We start from the raw sequence: 20,203 nt of genomic DNA on the forward strand, positions 1-20,203 counted from the left end.
TAGTTCAGTTTGAACAATATGCACAGAAGTAAACAGCAGACAAAGGGGAACCAGTGCTAACCGACGACAGGCAAAACCAGATCCTCCGCGAGCTGGCACTCCGGGGATCTTTGAATGCAGCAGAATTTGCCAAGCGGCTGGGGACCTCCGGAATGACCGTGCGGCGCGACCTTGCCTTTCTCGAAGGACAGGGCCTGCTGCAGCGGGTCCACGGCGGGGCTGTTGCCTTGGCCGGACCGGCCCGCAGTCCTGCCAACCAGGGTCAGGGAAGCAACGCCCCCTCAAACCGCGAGGGAAGGACCATGGCTCCTGCCGGCCGCAACACCCCGATCCCGGCGAAGCAGCGCCCGCTGGCCACCATCGGCATGATCGTGCCCACCGCCCGGTATTACTTTCCGGGGATCATCAGGGGCGCCGAGGCCGCCGCCCAGGAGCTGGGCGTTCGGCTGGTTCTGGGCGTCTCGAACTACTCAGCCGCCGAGGAGCAGCGCCAAATCCAGCGGCTGCTCAAGAGCGGCGTGGACGGGCTTCTGGTGACCCCCAGCGGCGAGTCGCTGGCGGGCACCCCCACCCTGGACCTCCTGGCCTCAGCGGAGGTGCCCGTGGTGATCATCGAACGCTCCATTGACGGGGTGTTGGATGAGGGCCGGCTGGAGTCAGTCCGCAGCGACCACGCCCGCGGGGCCGAACTCGCCGTCAACCACCTGGTGTCGCTGGGGCACCGGGAAATAGCGCTCTGCGTTCGCGAAAGCAGCCCCACGTCCCCACCGGTCAGCGAAGGCTACCGCAAGGCGATGCAGGCTGCGGGCCTGCCGCACGATCCTGCCATGACCCGCGCCATCACCCTCTCGGCCACCGATCCTGAGACGCTCCGCCACGAGCTGGACAGCATTGTTGGCAATTTCACCGACGCCGGTGCCACGGCCGCGATCGTCCACAACGACGAAGACGCGCTGATGTTTGCTGACCTGTGCGAGGCGCGGGGGCTCCACGTTCCAGGGGACCTGGCGCTGGTGGCGTACGACGACGAGATCGCCTCCTTCGGCAGCGTCCCCATGAGCGCGGTGGCCCCGCCAAAATTCGACGTCGGGTACCACGGGGTGCAGATGTGCCTGAACCGGCTGGGCCCGAGGCGGGCTTCGAGCCTGGCCCTGCAGCGCGTCATTCTCTCCCCCACCCTGGTGGTCAGGGACTCCACGGCGAGCTGATCAGGACGCAGGATCCTGGTCGGCGAAAATGCGAATCTTCACCAATGTTCACTACTGTTCAGTTCGTTGGCTTTGTTCAACTTTGCGTGTTTCATTGGAATACACCATGTGGCACCGGCCACATCCCACCTTCGCATCGTGGATTTCAAAGGAGAACAATGAAGCGTCGCAATCTTCTCGTCGGAGCCGCCAGCCTGGCCAGCAGCGCACTGCTGCTGGCAGCCTGCGGAACCGGGCCCGGCACATCCACTGCCCCCACACCCGCTGCCGACCCGTCAGGCAGCATCACCTTCTGGTCATCACTGGCCGGCATGGACAAGGTGGCCGCAGCGTTCAACGCGAGCCAAAGCAAGATCAACGTCACCTTCGAAACGATCCCCAACGCCGACAGCGGCGGCTATGCCAAGCTGTCCACCGCCATCACGGCCGGTAACGGCCCCGATGTCTCCACCATCGAATATCCCCAGCTGCCGCAGTTCGTCAGCAACGGGCAGGTGCAGCCCCTGGACGGCCTGATCGACAAGTCAGCCACCGTGGACAAACTCGCCGGCAAGATCCGAAGCATGGTCCAGTTCGGCGATAAGACCTACGGCCTGCCGTATGACGCGGCTCCGATGGTGATGTACTACCGCCAGGACATGCTGGTCAAAGCCGGAGTGGAGGTTCCCAGGACCTGGCAGGAATTCGAGGATGCAGCAAAGAAGCTGAAAACCGTTGCCCCGGACTCCTACCTGGCAAGCTTCAACCCCAACCAGGTCCCGGCAACCGCAGGGCTGGCCTGGCAGGCAGGTGCGAAGTGGTTCGGCACCTCTGACGACAGCTGGGAGGTGGGGGTGAACGACGAGGCCACCCGTAAGGTGGCCGGCTACTGGCAGAAGCTCATTGACAACAAACTGGTCAAGGTCAGCCAGGCCTTCAGCGACGAATGGAGCCTGGACCTGGCCAACAGCACTGTTGTGGGCGTCATCGGTGCCAACTGGAGCGCCACCGGGATCCAGAAACGGACAGAGGCCAGCGGCCAAAAGGGGCAGTGGATCGCCGCCGAAATGCCCAACTGGGGCACCCCGGCAGGCGCCTTCTTTGGTGGATCCAGTTTCAATGTCACCAAAAGCAGCAAGAACCCGGCAGCTGCAGCCAAGTTCGTCGAGTTCCTCACCACCAACCAGGAAGCCATCAAGGCCCGGGGGAACACGGGTTCAGCCTTCCTGGCCTATCCCGGCCTGACGCCGGTTGCCCAGCAGGCCTACGACGCCAGCTACTTCGGTAACGACATCTACGACGTGTTCGAAAAGGCCTACGCCACCGTCAGCCCGGGCTGGCAGTGGGGCCCCAGCTGGGACCTCACCAACACCGCGCTCAAAGACGCCTACGGCAACCTCGGCACCGGCGGCACGGTCCCCACAGCGCTTGATACCGCCCAGAAGGCCACCGTGGCCGGGCTGGAACAGGCCGGACTTTCCGTCAAACAGTAGCTTCGCCCCTGGGCTGCCTCTCCGGAGGCAGCCCAGCCAGTTTAGGAGATCATCATGGCCACACAGGCCCCTACTGCTGTTCCGCAGCCCGCTGCACCGCAGCGCAGGCGCAGTACTGCCTCCGGCACGGGCGGGCGGACAGCAGCCCTCTTCCTCGTCCCGTTCTTTGCCGTCTTTGCCATCGCCATGGTGGCCCCGGTCATCTACGCCATCGTGCTCAGTTTCTACGCACAGCAGAAGTCCGGACTTGGCTTCGGGGAAGCCAAAACCTCTTTCGTTGGCTTCGAAAACTACCTGCAGGTCCTTGAATCCGAGTCCTTCGTCACCGGCATTGCCCGGCTTGGCCTGTACTGCGCGATCTACATTCCCTGCATGGTGGGCGGCGCCGTTGTGTTCGCGCTCCTCCTTGACGCCACCGTGGCGCGGGCACGGAAGCTGTTCCAGCTGCTCGTCTTCCTGCCCCACGCCGTACCCGGCGTAATCGCCGCCCTCATCTGGGCCTACCTGTACACCCCGGGCATCAGCCCCGTGGTCCAGGCGCTCCAGGGCGGCGGGATCCAGGTCAACTTCCTCGATGCCCACATGGTCCTGCCGGCGATCGTCAATATCGGTGTCTGGGAGTGGACGGGCTACAACGTCATCATCCTCTTCACCGCACTGCAGGCCGTCCCGCGGGAAATCCTGGAAGCCGCCCGGGTGGACGGTGCAGGGGAAATCCGGGCCGCCCTGAGCATCAAGTTCCCGCTCATCCTGCCCGCGCTGAGCGTCATTATGCTCTTCACCATCATCGGCACCCTGCAGCTCTTCACCGAGCCCTCCATCATTGCCAAGGCCACCCCGTCCATCACCAGCACCTGGGTGCCCAACATGTGGGCCTACGACGCGGCCTTCATCCGGCACAACCTCAACCAGGCTGCGGCTGCCTCGATCATCATCGCCGCACTCGCTGCGTTCCTTTCCCTGGTGGTCACCCGCTTCAGTTCCAGGATGAACAAATCATGAGCACAAAGACCCTTCCCGCCTTCCGGACCAACACGCCCAGGACCATGCCAAGGAAACCCGCCCAACGTCAGGACACCGTGGCAGGCCACGGAGGTTTTGCCAGCAAACTGACGGTCAACGGGCTGCTGGTGGTGGGCGCCCTCTACATGGTGGTCCCGGTCCTCTGGCTCCTGTTCGCCTCCACCAAAAACGCTGCGGACCTGTACGGCACCAGCGCCTACGCCCTGGGCAACTTTGCCCTGTTCGAGAACATCGCCGCCGTGGCGGCCCAGGACGGCGGAGTGTTCTTCCGCTGGATGGCGAACTCCATCCTTTACGCAGGCGTCGGCGCCGTGCTGGGCAGCCTCATCTCCGTGATGGCCGGCTATGCGTTCGACAAGTTCAACTTCCGCTGGAAGGACTCGCTGTTCGGGTTTGTGCTGGTGGGTGTGCTGATCCCCAATACGGCGACAGTGCTCCCCATGTATCTGCTCGCCTCGGTGGTGGGCATGACCAACACCATCTGGGCGGTCCTGATCCCGGTCCTCTGCAACCCCTTCGGCGTGTATCTGGCCCGTGTCTACGCCTCCTCCTATGTTCCCTCGGAAACGCTGGAGGCAGCACGGGTGGACGGCGCCGGTCCCATCCGGTCCTTCTTCGCCCTGGGCCTGCCCATGATGATGCCGGGCTACATCACCATCGCCCTATTCCAGTTCGTGGGCGTGTGGAACAACTTCATGCTTCCCCTGGTGATGCTGCAGGACCAGCAACTCCTCCCGGTCAGCGTGGGCATCTCCATCTGGCAGGGCTATGCCGTCCCCCAGCCCGAGTTTGTTCCCATGGTGATCACTGGATCATTGCTCTCCATCATTCCGTTGCTGGTGGCTTTCATCATGCTGCAGCGTTTCTGGAAGTCCGGACTAACGACAGGAGCCGTCAAATGAGCAGGGAGACCCTGAACGTCGCCCTGGCCATGGGCCCCGGCGTCGCGTCCCGGATCTTCTCGGCCGGGCACCTGGAATCCCTGCCGGCGGGCCTGCGGCTCCTGAACCATGACCCGATGGAGGAATTCAGCTCCCGGCGTTCGCTGGCGTTATTGGCCGAGACAGACATCCTCCTCACCGGCTGGAACTGCGCAAAGGTGGATGCAACCGTTTTGGATGCCGCACCGCGCCTGCGCCACATCCTGCATGCCGGCGGCACGGTCAAAAACCATGTTGACAGTGCCTGTTGGGCCCGCGGTGTCCAGGTCAGCACGGCAGCAGAAGCCAACGCAATCCCCGTAGCGGAATACACGCTGGCCATGATCCTGCTCGCCAACAAACGGGTCCTGCAGATCGCCGGCACCTTGCACCGCGAGAAGGCACCGGTGGAACCGGATGGCCTGTTTCCGGACATGGGCAACTACGGCAAACGGGTGGGCATCATCGGTGCATCCAAAATCGGCAGGCACGTCATCCGCCTGCTCAAACCCTTTGAACTCGAAGTGGTGGTGGCAGACCCCTTCCTGACGGAGGCGGACGCCCAAGCCCTCGGTGTGGCCTCTGTTGAATTGGAGGAACTGATGGAAACCAGCGATGTTGTCTCGCTGCATGCTCCCGCGCTGCCTTCCACCCTGAACCTGGTCAACGCCGGACTCATTGCGCGAATGCGCACCGGAACCACGTTCATCAACACCGCCCGCGGAGAACTGGTGGACCAGGAAGCCCTTTTGGCACGGTTGGAACGGGGCGAACTTTTTGCCGTCCTGGACGTCACCACACCCTGGGTCCTGCCCCCGGACTCGCGTTTTTACAGCAACCCCAACGTCCTGCTCACCCCGCACCTCGCCGGGTCCCTCGGCACCGAGCTGGAACGGCTGGCGGCCACGGCCCTTGCCGAAGCCCAGCGCATTTCCCGGGGTGAGCCGCTGCGCTTCCCCGTCCAGGACGAAGACCTGGCCTTCACCGCCTGACCCGCCCCGCCGCCGTCGTCCGCAAAATGCCCGGTACCCCCGGCCCTGTTTCCGGCGCGCAAAAAAGTACGACGGCGGCCCCGCCTTTGCCCTTCACCTCCCCTTCACATCAAAGGAAGTTCAATGCAGATCTGCCATATCAGCAGGCGTTCCGTCCTCCAGGCGGGCGGCGCAGCCGGCCTGGCCGCAGCATTGGGCCTGACCGCATCCGGGCCCTCCACCGCAGCAACAGCGAAGGCCGGCACCACCGAAATCACCGACCTCGGACCGGCAGTGGTCCAGTTCTCGCTGATGAGTTCAATCCTGGTCGGGGACACCGTCTATATCGGGTCCCGCAACCTCGATCCGGTTCGGATCATTGCTTTCCACGTCCCCACCGGCAAGATCGTCGCCGAGACCGAACTGAAGACCGGATACAGCATCCAGGCCCTGGCAGCCGACGCCACCGGCCGCTACCTCTACGCCGGTGTTCTGCAGAACGCCGGCGGCGCCCAGGCAAACCTTTACCGCTGGGACCTGGCCACGCCGTCAACGACGGCGACGGCGATCGGCCGCATCGGCGACCGTGACGTGCGTGATCTCAGCGTGGCGCCAGACGGCCGCCTGTACGCCGTGGGTGGCGGAAGCTCCAGCAAACCAGCCCTGTGGGAGTACGACCCGGCGACGGGACAGGTCCTCAGCCTCGGAATCCCCGATACCGGAGCGACGCTTGCGCGGGCAGTCGCCGCCACTAACAGCACAGTGTTTTTTGGTGCCGGCAGCACCCTTGGCGGCGGCGGAAGCGCGGGCCGGGCGTGCCTATGGGCCTACGACCGTGCCGCGAAGACCTACACGCAGGTTACCCCGCCAGAGATGCTCGCCGACCCCAGCATCCGTGAACTGTCAATCCTTGGCGACAAGCTCCTGGCCAGCTCCGCTGCCTCCACCCAACAGTCGAAAATTGCCTTACTGGACCTGGGCAATCCCACCTCTTACTCTGTGGCGACTTCCATCGGCAAGACAGCCAAGAACTTCACCAGCATCGGCAACCAGGTGTACTTCGCCAACGAAACGGGACTGTGTGTCTACTCCCCTGCCACGAACTCTGTTTCCCAACTGACCCTCAGCGGCCCGTCCCTGGGTGAGATCTGGGGTGTGGACGCACGGAACAACACACTCCTTGCAACCTCCGGTTACGGTTTCGTGGCCGAGATCGATCCCCGCACGTCAAGCATGGCCGTGACGGACCTTGGCGAAGCCGGCGCTTCCGCGAGTGCCCAGACGGTCATGGGGATCGCCGTCGGGTCTGGATTCGCATACGTTGGCGGCAACGGCGTGATCGCCCGCCACTCCCTGAGCTCCGGAGAAGTGGTCAACCTGCAGTCCCAGGGCGAAGCAAAGGACGCTGTGGTCGTTGCCGGGGTCCTGTACACCGGTCAGTACAACTCCCAGGGCATCTGGAAGTACGACCCGCCCAGTGGCCAGCCGATCCACCAGGCTGCTGACTTTCCCGCCGCCCAGAACCGGCCGCTGGATGTTTGCTGGGACGACGTCAACAGGCTCATGCTGGTCGCCGCCCAGTCCGACACCGAGGGCGGCGGGTCCTTCTGGACCTACAACCCCGGTACCGGGGCAAAACAGTGCTTCACCAACCCGATCGACAACCGCCAGCTCCTGCGTGCAGTGGCCACCCGGGAGGGCGTTGCCTATCTCGGCGCGGGCCTACCCACCTTGGACGGCCCAGGCACCATCGTCGCCTTCGACCCCATTGCCGGCAAAGAGCTCTGGCGGATCGAACCGGGGATGGGAGCCGGTATCGCCGCATTGGCCATCCAGGGACGAAACCTCTACGGGCTAACCCGCAAGGGCTGCATCTTCGTACTGGATGTCCCGACGCGCAAAATCGTGCACCAGGCAGACATCAGCCCTCTGTCCTACGGATTCGGTGCCTTGGTGGCCAACCGCAGCGTGATCTATGGCGTTTCGGACACTAACGTGTTCCGCTTCGACCCCAAGACGTTCGAGGTGACAATTGTGCTCGCGGACACCGACGGCGGCTGGTACAGCGGATCCCACATCACCAATGACGAAGACGGCTACCTCTACACCATGCGTGGCCGGAACCTGGTCCGGATTGATGACCACCCGAGGAAGTAGGGACTCCTGATGTCACATCCAAGCGCTCCATCATCATCAGACCTGCCAACCATGACAATCGGAGTGGACATCGGCGGGACCAAAACGGAAGCCGTCGCCATCGACGGGAACAACAACGTTCTGCACACCCGGCGCATCCCTACCCGCCACGGAAACCAGGAAGTGCTTCGCACGCTGTTCGAGGTCATCGAAGAGCTGCGAAGCGCCAGCAGCCTGTCACGGTATTCCGTGGCCAACTTGGGCATCGGAATTCCAGGAACCGTCGACACAGCTACAGGGACCGTCTCAAACGCGGTGAACGTCCGCGTCAGCAATCTGCAGCTCGGCCTACTCGCGCACCGTGAGCTCGGACTCAAAGTCCATATCGAAAACGACGTCAACGCCGCCGCTCTCGGCTCTCACTATCTCCTCTCCCCCGGCCCGGACTCCAGCGGGCTTTCGAGCGCCTTTCTGAACTTGGGGACGGGCCTGGCTGCAGGGTTTATCAGCAACGGGTCGCTGGTCCGAGGCGCTTCAGGGGCGGCCGGCGAGATAGGCCACCTGCCCATAGGCCTGCACACGGATAGATGCCCGTGCGGTCAGACAGGCTGCCTGGAAATGCTTGCCTCGGGGTCCGGTATCGACCGTCATTGGGACGGCGGGGGCCCTTGGCCGGCAGTGTCGCTGTTCGAAAAGGCACTCACCGGACATCCACAGGCCAGGGTGATCCAAAACCGATTCTTCCAAGCCGCCGCCGCCGCAATCCGCATCCTCGGGCTCACCTATGATCCCACCACCGTCTACATCGGCGGAGGTCTGAACGCCCTCGGACAACCGCTACTCAGCGGGCTCCGCCAGGAACTCGTGCGCGCCGAAATGCAGTCACCGTTCCTTGCCGGACTTGCCCTGGGGCAACGCATCCGGCTCGTGCCGCCCGGATTGCCCATCGGGGCAGTCGGTGCCGCAATCTCGGCCGTCACCTAACCAAGCGCAGACCAGCAAGCTTCAACTGCCCGCCCTCAGCTGATGAGCTATGGAACCGAAAGACACAAACCATTGGAAATCATCATCCTCGCCACACCCGCAGTCGTTGCCCGCACGGCCGCCGATGTCATCGAACAGCAGGTCCGGCGCGGCCCCACTGTGCTCGGTCTGGCCACCGGGTCGACGCCGCTGCACACGTATCTGGAGCTCATCGAACGGCACCGGGAGGACGGCCTGAGCTTCAGCCAGACACAGGCTTTCCTGCTCGATGAATACGTGGGTCTCCCCACCGCCCATCCACAGTCATACCACTCGGTCATCCGCGCCGAATTTACCGGCAAAGTGGACTTCCGCCCGGGCAGCGTGCACGGACTCAACGGGATGGCAGATAACGCAGAAGCGGAAGCCTCCGAGTATGAAAGCCACATCCTTGCCGCGGGAGGCGTCGACATACAGATCCTGGGCATTGGCACTGACGGACATCTGGGCTTCAACGAGCCCATGTCATCACTGTCCTCACGGACCAGGATCAAGACACTCACCCATCAGACCCGGCAAGATAACGCACGTTTCTTCACGCACGTCGACGAAGTCCCGAACCACGTGCTGACACAGGGCCTGGGAACCATCCGCGAAGCCCGGCACCTGCTGCTGCTGGCAACCGGGAATGCCAAGGCGGAGGCCGTCGCAGCTGCTGTAGAGGGCCCGGTCGCGGCCATTTGCCCGGCATCGGCGTTGCAGCTGCACCCGCACGTCTCCGTTCTAGTCGATGAAGCAGCGGCATCGCAGTTGGCGCACCGTGAATATTACTCAGACACCTACGGGCGCAAACCCGCCTGGCAGGGACTCTGATCCCCTCCATGTGCTCCTGAGCCCGCCTCACCGCGGTTCACGCGGCTACAGCCGGCGCGCATACATGGCATCAAGGGGCGCTCAATGGTGCAACAGTCAAAACGAAAAGTACCGGCGCCGAGAGTGGGAGGCCTTTGGATGAGGCAAGATTTGATACTTCGTGGCCACGTGGTCACAGGGAGCATGAACATTGACGATGGCGTTATTGCCGTCATCGGTGACCGAATCTCCTATGCGGGCCCAGCCACAGAATTCCCCGGCAACCCCGGCAAAGCTGAAACAGGTGATTGCTTGCTGATTCCGGGGCTGGTGGACATGCACTGCCATGGAGCGCTCGGTTCCGACTTCTCGGAGGGGTCCCCCAGGGGTTCCCGGATCGCTGCCCAGTACCTGCACAGCAGGGGTACCACCACCCTGGTCGCCAGCCTCGTAACAGCCTCACCGGAAAACCTGATCCGCAACCTCACAACGCTTCACACGCTAACCCACGAAGGCATCGTCGCCGGCTCACATCTGGAGGGCCCGTTCCTCGCAGCCGGCCAGTGCGGCGCGCACGACCCGGCCCTGCTGCTGGAGCCAGACCCGGTGCTGATGGCCTCCCTGCTCACGGCAGCCGGCCCGTCACTGTTGTCCGTGACTCTTGCTGCCGAACTGCCCGGCGCCACGGACCTGGTGACCATGCTCGCTGACCATGGGGTCACCCCATCGCTTGGCCACACCGCGGCATCTCGCGCCGTCGCGGCCGAATTCCTTGTCCACGCTGCCGCCGGTCTTGGACGGACCCCGTCTTCGGCTCGCCGCCGACCCACCGTCACGCACCTCTTTAACGCCATGCCCGGCCTGCACCACCGCTCCCCGGGCCCGGTCGCCGCCAGCCTGAGCGCTGCACACGCCGGGAATGCAGTCCTGGAACTCATCGCGGACGGCGTGCACCTGGCTCCCGAAACGGTGAAGCTGGTTTTCGATTCAGTCGGGGCAGAAAACATCGCCCTGGTCACAGACTCCATGGCTGCCACCGGTCTGCAGAACGGCCACTACCAGCTCGGGACCCTCGCCGTTACAGTGCAGCAAGGAATAGCCCGACTGGACAGCAACGGCGCGATAGCCGGGGGCACCGCTACATTACTGGACGTTGTTCGTACTGCGGCAGCTACAGGTGTCCCGCTGCAGGACGCCGTGATGTCAGCGACCGCAGTACCGGCGGAAGCGTTGGGACGATCCGCCGATATCGGCGACCTGCGCACGGGGATGTCGGCCGACATCGTGGTCGTTGACCACGACTTGAATATCAATAGGGTGTTTCGCCAGGGCAAGATGATCGTCTCACCGGAACCGTAAGCCTGAGTCAATAGCCGGTGGAACTCACGACGGCTGGATGTACATGAACTCGGCCAATCGGATGAAAATGCTTCGATCGGCCTGCGGCTGCCCTGGGATACCGACTTTTGACTCGCAAGCGTCCGCCCGGCACCCAAAAACCCTGACTCACAAGGCATCAGAATGAGGTAGCGTCCTTCGCCGGGATGGGCCTTCAACCCGACATCGGGCCGGCCCCAAGAGTTCATCAGAACCGGCCGCCGCCCAGCCTTCCAGCATGGTCTCCAATCAAAGCTAACGCGCACGCAACTGATGCGGTCAATGTCCACACACTCTTTGGTAGGACAAAGAGTGGGACACCGCCATCTCAGGCGGTCATGGCGTCAGCATCCCGGGACGCGGCATAGCGCCGATGCCAAGTCGTGCTGTTTCCGCGGCATGTGAATAGGGGTAGGCCATCTCCGGCCAACCCAACAGAAACGGGCAGCGAGGAACATTTAACCCGACCTCAGCAGGCGCAAACCCAGCAGCCCGGGGCTTGACCCCGCTACCCACACACCTGAATCGGCCCCTGGGCAGCCAGGCTCAAGCCTGCACGCACAGCGTCAGAGGCACCTCAGCGCAAGCTTTGTACGCACACGCTAAAGCAAAAACCCCTCTAACGAATGGGATGCCGTCCCCGAGTTGGGACTAGAACTGTCTTCCGGGCCTTGCCAACGCTGGGAACTCTCGGGAGCATGCGGAATACGAGCCGGTCCAACCGATATGCGATCCGCTTCGAAGGCGAAAGTGCGGACAGTGTCCACACCCTCATTTGCCGTGGAATAGGTCCCACACGCCGGCCGCCGTGGTCGCCCTGGCATATGGCATGCCTCGGCGGATTAAGTGGTGGGTGCCACAACGTCCTCCAGCACTGACCTGTCGAAGAAACGGATCTCGCCCGTTGCTTCGAAGAACACCGGAATGACTGATGTGCTCAGGTCTTTGGAGGTTTCGTAAATTTCAGCCGCACTCCCGTGCTTCCTGGCAATTGTTCCAACTAGCTCGGTACCGCGAACCCGAACAGTTCGATATTTGTAGCTCATCGTGACTCCTTCGTCGGCTAGGGCACACGCTACCCCTTGGCCGTGCCGCTTCGGGAGGTTGGCTCCTATGGCGCCAACACCGTCCTGGTCATCATCGCCGATTTCATCGAATACCTCCCCGCCGGACCGGCAGCGGCGCGTCGCGGGGAGATCAGCGCCCACTACCAGGACACCTGGTTCTCATGGATCGGTGGATACAGCGAGGACGAGCCGTTCTACGACTGCATCCAGAGCCCGGTCGTCATCCTCGAACTCGATCACCACTGCGGGGTTTTCCTCAGCAACACCGAACCGAAAAAGTTCCACATCCACACCCTCGTGCGCAACTCCGCGTCGGAAGCCTCAGGGGGCAACAAAGAAATGGCGACACAGGCATGACTCTCACCCAACCCCATCCACCAACAGCGGAACCCGGCTCCGACCCGTCCACGGCAGCGGCAGAAGGGCCCCTTAAAGGGCTCGTGGTGCCGGATCCCAGCAGGATCCTTCGCCGTTGACCTGAAAACCGCGCAAGGACTGGAATCGGTCAATAGGCTCGCCGCCACCGCTGACATCGTGGTGGAGAACTTCCGGCCCGGCACCGGTGTCCGGCTCGGCCTGCTGTTCGGACGCTCGCCTGAAGTTCGGAGAGCCACCAGCGCTACTGGACTTGTTGTAGCCCAGCCTAAAAGGCACGGTAAGTGAAGTTCGTGAACCGCACTTCCCCTGTCCCGACTGCGAACAGTGCCGGACGCAGGCTGAGGAGTTCGTCGGCCGTATTTGTGTTGTAACCCTCCACGTTGAAACGCAATCCATGCCTGGTCCAGTCCGTCCCGTTCAGGCTGTAGTACTGGGTGACGATGTGGTTGTCGTTGACTATTCGAAGGTGCATGGTCCGGGCCGCTGGCGCAGGTTCACGCCAGTACGGAATCGCCCTGCCCGCGCGGTAGCTGGTCATGCTGCCGCCGTCGTGGCCCATGCCGCAGAACAGGCGGTCGCTGTAGTACAGCAGCAGCCCGCCTTGGGCGCCGTCGCCGATTTCCATCTCCACCGTGATCTCGTATCGCCGGTCGCCGACGATACACGTCAGCGCCGAGCTGTCTGACGGGCCTGACCCCTGGGCTTGCAGAACCAGGCCGCCGTCAAAGAATGCCCGAAGATACTCGTTATTGGACGGGGCGTGAAATGACCATTGTGTCCCAAAGCGTTCGGTGGAGAAATCATCGGACAACGGCGATCCGTGGGGTTGTTCGCCGGTTGCAGACACAGTTGGCAGGGGCGCGGGCAGTGCCGCAGAAAGGGTCCCCCCGACTGCCCGGGGCCATCCGTCCTCGTCCCACTCGATCGGTTCCAAAAGCGTTTGCCGGCCAAGGGTGGCGAACCCGTTTTCGTAGCCGTGGTAGATGCTCCACCACTGGCCGTTGGGGCCCTCGAACAAAGTGGCATGGCCCTTGCTCCACCAAGGCTCGTCGGCACTCCATGTCCTGATGATGGGATTGCGGGGACAGTCCTCCCACGGGCCATTGACGGAGCGGGAGCGGGCGACCGTGACCATGTGACCGGTGGGCGGACCAGACGTGCCGCCAACCGCCGTCGTGAGGTAGAACCACTCACCACGGCGTGTCAGCTTGGGCCCTTCCAGTGCGTAGGCTTCAACCACCCAGCCCTCGGGATAGCGCCAGCCGTCGTAGACGTGCTCCACTGGACCGTTCGTAGCCAGTCCGTCGTCGGTGAGCCGAACACGGCTGACTCCGCTGAGAAACAGGTAGCGGCTGCCGTCCTCTCCCACCACGTGCCCGGGATCGATATGCCCTTCGATGCCCAGGTTGATGGGCTCACTCCAGGGTCCCGCCATGCTCTCGGCGTGGATGACATAGGTCAGCACAGGCGCCGTTGGGTCCGGCGAGATGGCGGTGGGAATGATCGGTATGTAGATAAAGTACCGGCCGTCCACTTTGCACATGTCGACGGCAAACACGCAGCCGATGGGTGTGGAAAGGGCAGGCCCCAGCGGTTGCCAATTCAACAGGTCACGCGAGTGCCAGATAATGAGGCCGGGCGTGGACTCAAAGGACGAAAAGGTCAGGTAGTAGTCATCCCCGTCGCGGAGGATTGCCGGGTCCGGGTGGTCCCCGGCGAACACCGGGTTCAGGTAGGTTCCATTGCCGAGGTCGGCACGGCGTTGGCCTTCCAGGCTCACAGCCGGAGGCGTTATCTGATTTCTCATGCATCATGTCTTTCGTTAGCGGAGATCAGGGACGGTGGTTGTAGACCAGGCTCATTGGCCCAAGTAGACCTGCAGGCAGGATTTCGGCATCGTCGGTGAAGACACCCGTCATTGGCGGGTAGAGCGTCCCGGTGCTGCTGCGGGCCTCAGCAATCAGTCGATTGCGCCACGGACTGGTGACGCTTACTTCGATCCGGTTCGTTCCTGACCTCAGTGCGCTGGTGGACACCCGGTAGGGAGCTGTCCAGAAAACTCCAGCGTCCCCGCCATTGATTTTGACGCGCGCCATATCGGCTACATCGATGAACTGGACCGGACCAACGCGGGCTCCAAAGCATCGTGAGTGCCGTGGAAAGGGATGGCCAGTGCGACGAGGTCTTTGACATCGCCTGAGCCTTCCCGCGGCTCGACACCCCATGTGGGGATGTCTTGAGAGGGTCCTGCGACGTTAGGGAGCTTGTTGAGCTGGGTCAGTTCGCCACCTTCGACCACAGTCTGCGACCACACCAGCTTGCGCATGGCATCGGCCTTTTCAACCCACGGTGCTCCCGAGGCGCTCCACCCCGCAGAAGTGGCAACAGTGAAGTCCAAGCCGAGGTCGTGGGCCGTCGCGACAGCAACGGCAATAGCTTCGCGCCACTGCTCGCTGCCGGGAATCACAGCTTCCTCCACTACAAGCGGATTAGCTAACGCACCGTCGGAGGCTTGAACTCCTCGGACGCCCACAGAGTGGAGCCAACGAAGATCCGCCCGAATGCCCTCGAGGTCCACGTTGCCGTCCATCCAGTGCTACCACGCACGCGGCCGCGCCGAATCCGGTGGATCAACGAACTCACTCCAGAGAACTTCGCTCGATTTCCTGTCCATCCCGGTCACGTCAGCATCCTGGATTCCCTCCGCGAAGTTGACGGCAGGCTGAGGCCGGCGCCGTAGCGGTAGAGCGGATCTTTGGTGTCGTTGGGGACGTCAGGATGTGATGCTTCGACGGCGGCCATGGAGCGAGGCAGCTCGATCGGCAGGCGACCTCGGGGAGGAATAGTTCCTGTTAACGCGTCGAGCAAGGCAGCGTCAGAAGCGCCGAAGTTCACGGTGACGGCTTCTGCGAGCTCATCGAACGGGGTCAGGATCCCTGCTCGTTCAAGATAGACGTCGAGGATCACGGGGAGTTCTGCTGCAAGTGCTCGCACCCGTGCGACCTCCTCGTCCGGGAAGTCGAGGCTACCCTGATGCGTCATAGCGTCCAGGAAATACTCGTTGCGCGGCTCGTAGGGGACAGTGAGGCGCACAAGAGCTACGTCGGCGTCCTTCTTGTCATCCACAAGGGTGACCCGATCATCGACGACTTCCGGGTTGACGCCTTCGACGTATACCCGGGTGTCCGCTCGCAGCGGCAATACACCAGTGTTTTTCAGGACGGTGACGGCCTCCGCCTGGGCGCGGTGCCCAGCAGCCCGGAAAGACTCGGAACCCACAATGGTTGCAACCGCGTTCTCGTCGACGTACGGATTGTCGAACAGGCCGAGTTCGAACTTGACCTGCAAGACTTTCAGCGCTGACGCGTCCACGCGCTTCTGGGAGAGCCGTCCGCTGGCCAGCAACTCAAGGACCAAATCCGTGCAGGACTCGCCCCCGAATTGATCTGCGCCGGCGTCGAAGAGCTTCTCAACACGCTCAATGCGGCTGAGGTGCTCCACACCCCACGCCTTGGCAGGGAAGGGCAAGCCAAAGACTTCAAGGTCTGTGACGAGCTGCCAGTCAGTAAGTACAACCCCAGTGAACCCAAGATCTTCGCGTAGGAGTGTCGAGATCAGGTATTTGTTGTAGGCGAAGCCCACTTCCTCCACGGCTACGCCGTCAATGAGCAGGTCTTTCGCCAGTGAGTAGTAAGGCATGATCGCGCTGGTTCCGGCGGCGATAGCTGCTCGGAACGGTGCCAGGTGCTCTTCGAAGTTGCCCCCTGGATAAACCTGAGCTTTGCCTTGTGGGAAGTGGGGATCCTCCCCGTCTTCTTGCGCCCCGCCTCCCGGGAAGTGCTTTGCCGTGCAGGCGACGCTCGTGGATGACAGCTTCTGGCCCTGTAGACCTTCGATCAACAGCGACCCGTACTCTGACGTCACCGCTGAGTTTGAACTGAAGCTCTGCAATTGACGCGCCCAGCGCGGATCAGAGGCCAAGTCGATCTGCGGGTGAATAGCTGCACGAAGTCCGACGGCGACATACTCGCTCCTTGCGGTCTCGGCGAATTCACTCACTAACGCAGGATTGCCGATGGCTGCGAGGCCCATGGGCTCGGGCCACTGTGAGAACGAGCCGGTTGCGAAGACCATGCCATCGTTCTGCGCGAAACCATGGCGGGGATCGGTGGCAAAGGTGATGGGAATCCCGTGGGGAGCAAGCTCGGCGAGTTCCTGCATGCAGTTCTGCCAACGCGCCATGTGCTCTGCCGAAGGGAAGCGGCCAATATTGAAGTGGTTAATAGACTGGCCTACTACAAAGTCACGAGGAGTCTCCGGCCCGAACGGACTCGCAGTATCGTGGTCACCCGGCTCGCCAACAACCATCACCGTGTTGAATAGCAGCCCGACTTTTTCTTCTATCGACAAGCGTTCGAGCAGATCCTTCGCGCGGCTCGCGGAGTCCAGGCGCGGATCTTCGTAGGGGTCCATCACTCCGTTGCCGTTCAGGTCGCGGTACTGGACGCCGTCGTCATTCGTGCTCGTGGGCCGTCGCATAAAATCTCCTTGCTAGGTGGGAATTTGGAAGAGTTTATCCGATGACCGGCAAAAGTTGCTAGACTTTTCTTGTTTGGTGACGTGGAGTTGGAGCATGATGGCACCTGTGAGTGCCCGGATGGTTCCACAAAACGGACAGGATCCATCACCACAGCGCTGACGCAGTGGGCGCGAGCACCCAGGAAGAGATTCAATGGCCACAGAGCGGTATACCGGACTCGCGTCCGTACTGGAAACAATCCGTTGGCAGGACGGCATTACGCAGGCCAGCCTGACCGATCACGTAGGGCTGGGGCGCAGTGTTGTTGCCGAGCGGGTTGCAGAACTCGAACAAATCGGGCTTATCCATTCCCCCGGCCGCGCTCCCTCTACGGGCGGGCGGACCGCCAAGCTGCTGTCCCTCAACGCCCAGGCCGGCTACGTTATAGGCGTGGACATTGCGTCCAATGAAATGGTGGTCAGTGCTTCCGATCTGGCCGGCTCCCTGCTGGGCACCCGCCACCGGGAGCTGTGCGAGATCAGCGAAGGGCCCGAGCGGATCCTGGGCCAGGTCAATGGGATCGTCGATGACGTCATCAGGGAGCAAGGGGGCAACAACCTGCTGGGGATCGGCGTGGGGCTCTCCGGTCCGGTCAATTTCGATACCGGCACTCCCGTTGGCGTACCGGTCATGCCGGGTTGGGAGGACTACCCCGTACGGGAAGAGTTCGCGGCTCGCTGGCCGGTTCCGGCATGGGTGGACAATCGCGTTAATCTTCTGGCGCTCGCTGAAATAGAGAGCAATCCGCGGGCTGCCAAGGCAAAGCACTTGCTCTATTTCGGGGCCGGCGCCGGGGTTGGAGCTGCCCTCATCGCCGATGGCAGGCTCTACCGGGGCTCCCACGGCCTGGCGGGTTCCATTGGCCATGTGGCCGTCCCGGAGGCCGGAGTGGTTGCCTGCAGGTGCGGGCGCACAGGCTGCCTTGAGGCGGTCACCAGTGGATGGGCGATTGAGCGGGACGGCTTGATGTTGGCTGAAACGGGACGCAGCCCCTACCTCGCACAAGTCCTCAAGGAGACCGGACGTGTCCGCGCCTACGACGTGACACTGGCCGCTGAGCACCAAGACGCCGCCGCGAAGGAGCTGCTCCACCGAACAGCGGCACTCCTTGGAAGCAGCCTGGCAACCTTGGTCAGTTTCTTCGCTCCTCACATGCTGGTAGTCGGCGGTGGCATTGCCCGTGCCAAAGACATCGTGCTCAAGCCCATACAGCAAGCCGTCCTTGAACGGCTGCCCTCCACGGGCGCACCGGACCTGCTCGTGGAGTTATCTGCCCTTGACGAGCAGGTAGGCGGCGTCGTCGGTGCCGCCCAGCTTGTTCTGGGCGAGCTCTTCTCCAAAGACAACCTTCCCGGGCTCCTGGAGCGGCTGATGCAACCCCTGAGTCAAACCAAAGAAGGTGTTTCGGCCTGATATTCCGAAGACCGGAAGAAGTTGTTGACTTCTTCCGGTCACCGGATTATCGTTGTAACAGGCGCCACAAAACGCTCAACCAGCACCATAAACCTCAATGGCGAGGGAGACCGAGATGGAGCACACCACCTGCATCCCGCGGCCCTGCGCCAGTAATGCATTCAAGGAATCCAAAGGATTTCCTGTGAAGCCAGGCGCCTTTCAAAGGCATGTAAGCCACCATTCATCGCAGTACTTATCCATCTCCGTAGCGTTGTCGCCGGAGAACAGTCGGATCACTCGAAGCTGAGCATTCGACGCCTTGTCTAGGAGAAACATGCGCAAATTAGTCGGCATCGCCGCCGTCACAGCCGTCATGGCGCTTACCGCCTGCAACGGATCCTCCCCTGGCGGTTCCGCCGCCTCCACGGAATTGGATATCGCAGCTATCGGAACACCTGAGTCTTTCGCACCCGGCAATTTCGGTACCGGCCCCACCACCCAGTTCCTTCAGCCGGTCTACGATTCCCTCTTCCGGAACACCAACGAGGGCGAACCCGCCGAGAATATCGTGACCAAATGGTCTTACGACGACGCCCGGACCAAGCTTTCGCTCACGATCAGGGAAGGCGTCAAATTTACCGATGGGACGCCCCTGGATGCCGCCGCGGTGAAAGCCAATCTTGATTCCGCCCGCAAGGGTACTGGTGAAGCCGGCGGGCAACTGCGCTTCATCACAGAGGTAGCTGTCACCGACGCCACCAATCTCACGGTAACGCTCTCCGCTCCGGACCCGTCCCTTGTGCCGAACTTGGGGGGAACCGCCGGCGTCCTTGCCAGCCCGAAGGCCTTGGGAACCCCGGAACTGGACACCACTCCCGTAGGTTCCGGCCCCTATATCCTTGATGCCGCAAAGTCCCAGACCGGCATCAAGTACGCCTACACCAGAAATCCGGACTACTGGAACGCCAAAGACTTCCCGTTCGACACCGTCGAAGTCACGGTCTTCAACGACAACAACGCAATCCTCAACGCATTGCGGGCCGGTGAAACAGACTTCGCAGTGGTCACCGACAAGGATTCAAACAGCCTTAAGTCCGCAGGCCTGAACATCCAGTCCAACCCCGCCTACACCACCAGCGGCCTCTACTTGTTCGACCGCAAGGGTTCCCTGGTTCCTGCGCTCGCCGAGCCCAAGGTACGCCAGGCAATCAACATGGCATTGGATCGCGATGCCATCCACGCGCAAGTCTTCGGCGGTAAGGGTAAGGCCACCAGCCAGGTCTTCAGTTCCACCAGCGACGCCTACATCCCTGAGCTGGACAAGAAGTACCCCTTCGATGTGGACGGCGCGAAGAAGCTTCTCTCCGACGCCGGTTATGCAAACGGCTTCATCCTGCCCATGCCGGATGTATCACCCATCTATCCGGACCAGCAAGCGGCCGTGACTGAAGCCCTGACGGCTATCGGCATTACACCGCAGTACCAGCCGGTGAACGGCCAGACCTTCATCTCGGATCTGTTGGCAGGAAAGTATCCCGCAGCGATTTTCGGACTCAACAGCCCGCGCCCCTGGGATTTCGCCCAGATCGCGCTCACTCCCGAATCACTCTGGAACCCGTTCCACGTCTCCGACCCCACTGTGGTTGACCTGATCAACAAGGCCCAAGGCGAAACCGGTGAGGCCCAAACCGAAACGTTCCGTCAGCTGAACACCTATCTGGTGGATCAAGCCTGGTTCGCTCCCTACATCCAGTCTGACAACGTCTTCGCCAGCAGCGCCGACATCACTGTTACTCCGCAGCGCTACTCCACTCTGCCGCCTCTCTGGGGCCTGGCTCCCGCGCAGAAGTAGATGGGCGGCC

18 protein-coding genes are annotated in these 20,203 nt (G+C 62.4%); 13 read left to right on the forward strand and 5 right to left on the reverse strand.

Annotated features, from left to right (window positions below; all coding sequences use genetic code 11):
• Positions 1-53 precede the first annotated feature (53 nt).
• From QE394_RS00400 to QE394_RS00440, 9 genes are all read left to right on the forward strand, one after another.
• A complete protein-coding gene (locus tag QE394_RS00400; RefSeq protein WP_349033469.1) occupies positions 54-1,208 on the forward strand; it encodes a substrate-binding domain-containing protein in 1,155 nt (384 codons plus the stop codon).
• 158 nt (positions 1,209-1,366) lie between these two features.
• Positions 1,367-2,680: a sugar ABC transporter substrate-binding protein gene (locus QE394_RS00405; RefSeq protein ID WP_349033470.1), complete on the forward strand. Its 1,314-nt coding sequence runs from the start codon at positions 1,367-1,369 to the stop codon at positions 2,678-2,680.
• A gap of 54 nt (positions 2,681-2,734) precedes the next feature.
• Positions 2,735-3,682 carry a sugar ABC transporter permease gene (locus QE394_RS00410; RefSeq protein ID WP_349033471.1) on the forward strand — a complete coding sequence of 316 codons (948 nt, stop codon included), beginning with the start codon at positions 2,735-2,737 and terminating at the stop codon, positions 3,680-3,682.
• Positions 3,679-4,605: a carbohydrate ABC transporter permease gene (locus QE394_RS00415; RefSeq protein ID WP_349033472.1), complete on the forward strand. Its 927-nt coding sequence runs from the start codon at positions 3,679-3,681 to the stop codon at positions 4,603-4,605. Before QE394_RS00410 ends, QE394_RS00415 begins: the two co-directional genes overlap by 4 nt.
• Positions 4,602-5,615, forward strand: a complete 1,014-nt coding sequence (locus tag QE394_RS00420) for a hydroxyacid dehydrogenase (RefSeq protein ID WP_349033473.1) — start codon at positions 4,602-4,604, stop codon at positions 5,613-5,615. Before QE394_RS00415 ends, QE394_RS00420 begins: the two co-directional genes overlap by 4 nt.
• Positions 5,616-5,738: 123 nt before the next feature.
• Complete coding sequence (locus tag QE394_RS00425; RefSeq protein ID WP_349033474.1) at positions 5,739-7,751, forward strand: PQQ-binding-like beta-propeller repeat protein; 2,013 nt, start codon at positions 5,739-5,741, stop codon at positions 7,749-7,751.
• Between the two features lie 51 nt (positions 7,752-7,802).
• On the forward strand, positions 7,803-8,714 hold the full coding sequence (locus QE394_RS00430) for an ROK family protein (protein WP_349033475.1): 912 nt from the start codon (positions 7,803-7,805) through the stop codon (positions 8,712-8,714).
• A 72-nt stretch (positions 8,715-8,786) separates the two neighbouring features.
• The gene (gene nagB / locus QE394_RS00435) at positions 8,787-9,566 is read left to right on the forward strand and encodes a glucosamine-6-phosphate deaminase (RefSeq protein WP_349033476.1); all 780 of its coding nucleotides are present in this window, start codon (positions 8,787-8,789) and stop codon (positions 9,564-9,566) included.
• 183 nt (positions 9,567-9,749) lie between these two features.
• Complete coding sequence (locus QE394_RS00440; protein WP_349033477.1) at positions 9,750-10,904, forward strand: amidohydrolase family protein; 1,155 nt, start codon at positions 9,750-9,752, stop codon at positions 10,902-10,904.
• An 860-nt stretch (positions 10,905-11,764) separates the two neighbouring features.
• Here QE394_RS00440 and QE394_RS00445 read toward each other — a convergent pair.
• Entirely contained in the window at positions 11,765-11,968 is a 204-nt protein-coding gene (locus QE394_RS00445; protein ID WP_056078700.1) for a hypothetical protein, read from the reverse strand.
• Between the two features lie 42 nt (positions 11,969-12,010).
• On the opposite strand from QE394_RS00445, the gene QE394_RS00450 reads away from it, so the two are divergent.
• Positions 12,011-12,346 carry a DUF3500 domain-containing protein gene (locus tag QE394_RS00450; protein WP_349033478.1) on the forward strand — a complete coding sequence of 112 codons (336 nt, stop codon included), beginning with the start codon at positions 12,011-12,013 and terminating at the stop codon, positions 12,344-12,346.
• A 93-nt stretch (positions 12,347-12,439) separates the two neighbouring features.
• On the forward strand, positions 12,440-12,652 hold the full coding sequence (locus tag QE394_RS00455; protein ID WP_349035354.1) for a CoA transferase: 213 nt from the start codon (positions 12,440-12,442) through the stop codon (positions 12,650-12,652).
• Here QE394_RS00455 and QE394_RS00460 read toward each other — a convergent pair.
• From QE394_RS00460 to QE394_RS00475, 4 genes are all read right to left on the reverse strand, one after another.
• Positions 12,633-14,174 carry a family 43 glycosylhydrolase gene (locus QE394_RS00460; protein WP_349033479.1) on the reverse strand — a complete coding sequence of 514 codons (1,542 nt, stop codon included), beginning with the start codon at positions 14,172-14,174 and terminating at the stop codon, positions 12,633-12,635. The genes QE394_RS00455 and QE394_RS00460 overlap by 20 nt on opposite strands.
• A 25-nt stretch (positions 14,175-14,199) precedes the next feature.
• The gene (locus tag QE394_RS00465) at positions 14,200-14,463 is read right to left on the reverse strand and encodes a glycosylhydrolase-like jelly roll fold domain-containing protein (protein ID WP_349033480.1); all 264 of its coding nucleotides are present in this window, start codon (positions 14,461-14,463) and stop codon (positions 14,200-14,202) included.
• A 5-nt stretch (positions 14,464-14,468) separates the two neighbouring features.
• Entirely contained in the window at positions 14,469-14,957 is a 489-nt protein-coding gene (locus tag QE394_RS00470) for a glycosyl hydrolase (protein WP_349033481.1), read from the reverse strand.
• An 89-nt stretch (positions 14,958-15,046) separates the two neighbouring features.
• Positions 15,047-16,906 carry a glycoside hydrolase family 3 N-terminal domain-containing protein gene (locus tag QE394_RS00475; RefSeq protein ID WP_349033482.1) on the reverse strand — a complete coding sequence of 620 codons (1,860 nt, stop codon included), beginning with the start codon at positions 16,904-16,906 and terminating at the stop codon, positions 15,047-15,049.
• Positions 16,907-17,099: 193 nt separating this feature from the next.
• Here QE394_RS00475 and QE394_RS00480 point away from each other — a divergent pair, with 193 nt between their 5' ends.
• Complete coding sequence (locus QE394_RS00480; protein ID WP_349033483.1) at positions 17,100-18,359, forward strand: ROK family transcriptional regulator; 1,260 nt, start codon at positions 17,100-17,102, stop codon at positions 18,357-18,359.
• 316 nt (positions 18,360-18,675) lie between these two features.
• On the forward strand, positions 18,676-20,193 hold the full coding sequence (locus QE394_RS00485; RefSeq protein ID WP_349033484.1) for an ABC transporter substrate-binding protein: 1,518 nt from the start codon (positions 18,676-18,678) through the stop codon (positions 20,191-20,193).
• Positions 20,194-20,203 lie beyond the last annotated feature (10 nt).

The organism is Pseudarthrobacter sp. SORGH_AS 212 (assembly GCF_030818145.1).
Taxonomy (GTDB): domain Bacteria; phylum Actinomycetota; class Actinomycetes; order Actinomycetales; family Micrococcaceae; genus Arthrobacter.